General features: G+C 73.9%; 3 protein-coding genes and 1 pseudogene. 1 reads left to right on the top strand and 3 read right to left on the bottom strand.

Going from position 1 to position 4,300, the window contains the following annotated elements; translation table 11 throughout:
* The coding region (locus H5J26_RS28835; protein ID WP_181768911.1) for a transcription antitermination factor NusB at positions 1 to 869 on the bottom strand (869 nt) is incomplete at its 3' end.
* 169 nt (positions 870 to 1,038) lie between these two features.
* Positions 1,039 to 1,986, bottom strand: coding sequence for a methionyl-tRNA formyltransferase (locus H5J26_RS28830; protein ID WP_181768910.1), 948 nt, complete (start codon positions 1,984 to 1,986; stop codon positions 1,039 to 1,041).
* 259 nt (positions 1,987 to 2,245) lie between these two features.
* On the opposite strand from H5J26_RS28830, the gene H5J26_RS28825 reads away from it, so the two are divergent.
* A complete protein-coding gene (locus tag H5J26_RS28825; RefSeq protein WP_181768909.1) occupies positions 2,246 to 2,842 on the top strand; it encodes a hypothetical protein in 597 nt (198 codons plus the stop codon).
* Positions 2,843 to 2,957: 115 nt separating this feature from the next.
* Here H5J26_RS28825 and H5J26_RS28820 read toward each other — a convergent pair.
* Positions 2,958 to 4,300 (bottom strand): annotated as a pseudogene (locus H5J26_RS28820) (primosome assembly protein PriA); the annotation flags it as partial.

The raw sequence follows: 4,300 nt of genomic DNA, 5'->3' as shown, positions 1-4,300 counted from the left end.
TCGCCGCGGACGGCCGAGCCGTCCTCGCCTTCGCCCCCGCGCACCGGTTCCAGCGGTGCGTCGGCCAGCGCGATGGCGACGAGCTGGCTCCCCTCGTCCTGCACTCCGGCCCGCCCCTCGCGGACGGCGTCGAGCGCGCCGGGCTCACCGCCCTCGGCGAGCCGGACGGCGTAGGGCGACCAGCGTCCGGGGACGGCGTCACCGGTGAGGAGTTCCTCGGCGGTGGCACGTCCGGGACGGGCGACGAGCGTGACCTCGGGCCGTTCGTTGTCGGCCTCCAGCAGCTCCTCCATGCCGCGGCTGCCGCCGCCGAGCGAATCCCACAGCGCCGAGACGATCCAGCGCGGATGCGCGTGACGGATGCCCAGGTGCTGCTCCGGATCGTCGTCGTAGGGAGGCGTGACCCGGTCCAGCCAGCTCTCCAGGTCCTGAGCCGCGATCTTGCGGAGCACGGCGTTGACGAACTTGGACCGGCCGTCTCCCAGCACCACGCGGGCGAGTTCCACGGTGGCGCTGACACCCGCGTGGGTGGGGATGCGCGTACCCAGCAACTGGTGGGCGCCGAGGGCGAGTACGTCCAGGACAGGCGGGTCGACCTCCTTCAGCGGCCGGTCGACGCACTCGGCGATGATCGCGTCGTAGGTGCCCTGCCGGCGCAGCGTGCCGTAGACGAGTTCGGTGGCCAGAGCGGCGTCCCGGGAGTCGAAGTCCCCTTTTTCACGTGCCTTGCGCAGCAGCGGCGGCAGTACGAGGTTCGCGTACGCGTCCCGTTCGTCGACGGCCCGCAGCGCCTCGAAGGCGAGGATGCGGACCGGGTCCTTGACGGGGCGGCGGTAGGGCTTGGACGGGCGGCGGGGCCGATTGCTCACGGGTGAAGGTGCTCCGGGGCTGCGATGACGAGGTGAACAAGAGCGAGCGGTACGGGATCACGGGGTGCGCCTTCAGCGTACGCCCGGCTCTCGCGCGTACGGACGGGCGTCGCCCGGCCCGGCACGGGATCGCCGCCGGGCCCGCGTCGACGGCGAAGGTGGCAGCCCGCTACTCCCCCAGCCGCTCGTCCTCGCCCACCCGCACTCCGCGCGCCCAGTCCGCGGCGCGCATCGGCTTCTTGCCCTGCGGCTGCACCCACAGGAGTTCGACGGCGTGCGAACCGGTGCCCGCCCACACGGCGTTCTTGCCCGCCAGCAGCTCCGCGGGCGCGAGATCCGTGCCCTCGGGCAGGGCGTGCTCGGGCTGCGGCGTCAGCGATCGGACCTTGAGCCTCTCGCCGCGGAAGACGGTCCAGGCGCCGGGGGCGGGTGTGCATCCGCGTACGACGCGGTCGACGCGGAGAGCCGGTGCGGACCAGTCGATGCGGGCGTCCTCGACGGTGAGCTTGGGTGCCAGCGAGATCCCCTCAGCGGGCTGCTCCACCGCTTGCAGCGTGCCGTCCTCGATGCCGTCCATCGTGGCGGCCAGCAGGCCTCCGCCCGCGAAGGCGAGGCGGGTGAGCAGATCGCCGCTGGTGTCAGTGGGGCGCACCTTCTCGGTGATCACTCCGTAGACGGGCCCGGAGTCCAGCCCCTCCTCGATCAGGAAGGTGCTCGCGCCGGTCATCTCGTCGCCGGCCAGCAGCGCGTGCTGGACGGGCGCCGCTCCCCGCCAGGCCGGCAGCAGCGAGAAGTGGAGGTTGACCCAGCCGCGGGCCGGTACGTCCAACGCCACTCGCGGCAGCAGCGCGCCGTACGCGACGACGGGGCAGCAGTCCGGACCGATCTCGCGGAGCCTTGCGAGGAAGTCCTCGTCCCGCGGCCGCCCCGGCTTGAGGACCTCGATGCCCTCGTCGGCGGCGCGCTGCGCGACCGGGCTCGGCACCAGGTGGCGTCCCCGCCCGGAGCGGGCGTCGGGACGCGTGACCACGGCCGCCACCTCGTGACGCTCCGAGGCGAGCAGTGCGTCGAGCGCGGGCACGGCGACCTCGGGGGTGCCGGCGAAGACGAGCTTCATCGGTGGGGAACACCTCTTCATGGAACGGCGGCACCGCGGAAGCCGCGGTCGCGGACGACGCGCCAGTCTACGGGCCTGCGTTGCGTCACATCGCGCCGCCCGAAGGGGCGTACGCGCCCTCGCGCAACCCCTTCCCGCTCCGACCGCGCCCCCTGGGCGTTACCCGATCGGCAACTGCCGCGTTGGTCAAGTCAGATTGACCGAAACGGGCCGTTCCGCGGCTCCTATCCCTCTGCACGACGGTTCGAGAGGCTTTTTCATGGCCGACCACGCAACCCACGACGCCCAGGCGAGGGCCAGCCTGCACCTGCTTGTGCGGGACATCGAGCGGGTCCGCCGCCAGGTGGACGCGCTGCGTACCCTCACCGCCCAGCTCGGCAACGTCTACCGCCCACGGCGCTCCGCGCCCTCAGCGGGATTCGTCGTCTACGGGCGAGCCCCTGCCCCGACCGTGCGTCTCGCCCAGGAGTTGCGGGACAGCGTGGAGACGCTCGTCACCGCAGCGGTGGACTTCGACCGTTCGCTGGGCTTCTCCTGGGACGCCGTCGGCTCGGCGCTGGGCGTCACCAAGCAGGCGGTTCACCGCCGTTACGGATCACGACGCAACAACTCGCGTGAACTCACCGACATCGGCGGGCAGTCGGGCGAGGAGGCGGCCGCCGCGGCGCCGGCCCTGCCCTCCCTCCCGGGATCGGCCGGAGCCGGCAACGCTCTCCCCGCGGCCGTCTCGCCGTCGGCAACGGCCCCCGCAGGCGGCTCACTTCCGCCTTCCGCGGTGCCCGTGACCCGGTCCCTGCCCGGGCAGCCCACACGCGACCACAGACCGGGTGCGTTCCCCACCCCTCGCAACGGCTGACTCCTCCACAGCCGCTGCCACACCGCCCGGTGCGCGCCGCACGCACCGGGCGGTGTGCTGTCCGCAGTGGATCCGCAGGGCGCGGGTGACCGCCCGCCGGTGGACGATGAAGGCGTCAGCCGATGTCCGGCGGATCCACACGGATCTGCACGGGAGTCCCCTCCCGCCGTGTCAGCCGCGCCGCATGGGCCGTCTTCAGCGCGGAGGCAAGTGCCGCGCCGGATCCCTGCGGCACCCGCACCAGCGCCCGTACCCACTGCTCCCCGACCGGAGGATCGCCGGGACGTCTCGGCCGCCCCGGGTCGATGACCTGGAGCGGCACAGGCCCCAACACCTCCGCGTCCGAGGGGAGTTCGGCCTGGCCCAGCAGCTCCCCCACCGCCTCGGCCCGTCCGGTGACGGCCGCCATCCGCGACACCGGCGGAAATCCCAGCTCGGCACGCTCCGCGAGCTCCCGCAGCGCGAACCCGGCCGGGTCCCAGCGGACGAGCGCCTGGACCGGCCGCATCGTGGGCTCCGCGACGATCAGCACGCTCCCGTCCTCCTCCTGCGACCGCACCAGCGCCGCCGCCCCGAGCCAGCGGCGAAGCGCCTCCTCCCCCGCCCGCAGATCGGGCCTTCCGAGCAGCGCCCACCCGTCCAGCAACAGAGCGGCCGCGTATCCGGCGCCCTCGGCGACCGGCTCCGCACCCGGGGTGGAGACGATCAGCGCGGGGCTGTCCGGCACCCTCTCCAGCACGTGATCGCGCCCGGACGTGCGGACGGGCACCGACGGAAACGCCCGCCCCAGCTCCTCCGCCGTGCGCCGGGCGCCGAAGACCTGCCCACGCAGCCTCGTCCCGCCGCACTCGGTGCAGTGCCAGTCCGGTGCCGTACGGGCGCACCACGTGCAGCGCAGCTCCGCGCCACGGTCGGTCGCCTCCAGCGGGCCGGAGCAGTGGGCACAGCGCGCCGGGGCGCGGCACCGCTCGCACGCCAGCCTCGGTACGTAGCCACGCCTGGGGACCTGGACCAGCACCGGACCGTGCTGGAGGGCGTCCCGGGCGGTGTTCCAGGCGAGGGTGGGCAGGCGGGCGGTGCGCGCTGCGGGGTCCCGCGCCTCGTCCATGTCGCCGACGGTGCGGATCAGGGGCGCCGTCCTGCGCACCGTCTCGCGCGAAGCCGTCAACGGACGTGCCCAGCCGGTCTCGACGAGCTGCGCGGCCTCCACGGTGCAGCCGTGCCCGCCGAGGAGGAACCCCGCCCCTTCCGTCACGGCACGCTGCAGGAGAACCTCACGTGCGTGCGGCTGAGGTGCGTGGTCGTCGCTGTGCGCTGCGTCCCCGTCGTCCCACAGGACGGCGAGCCCGAGATCCCGTACAGGTGCGAACATCGCCGCCCGCGTCCCCACCACCGCACGCACCGCCCCCCTGCTCACGGCGAGCCAGCGCGCGTAGCGCTGCTCAGGGCCGGAATCGG

Origin of the sequence: Streptomyces albidus (ex Kaewkla and Franco 2022), from assembly GCF_013870515.1 — a bacterium.
GTDB classification, from domain to species: Bacteria; Actinomycetota; Actinomycetes; order Streptomycetales; family Streptomycetaceae; genus Streptomyces; species Streptomyces albidus.
Note: the sequence above shows the minus strand (reverse complement) of the source record. Positions and strands in the feature narration are given on the sequence as shown.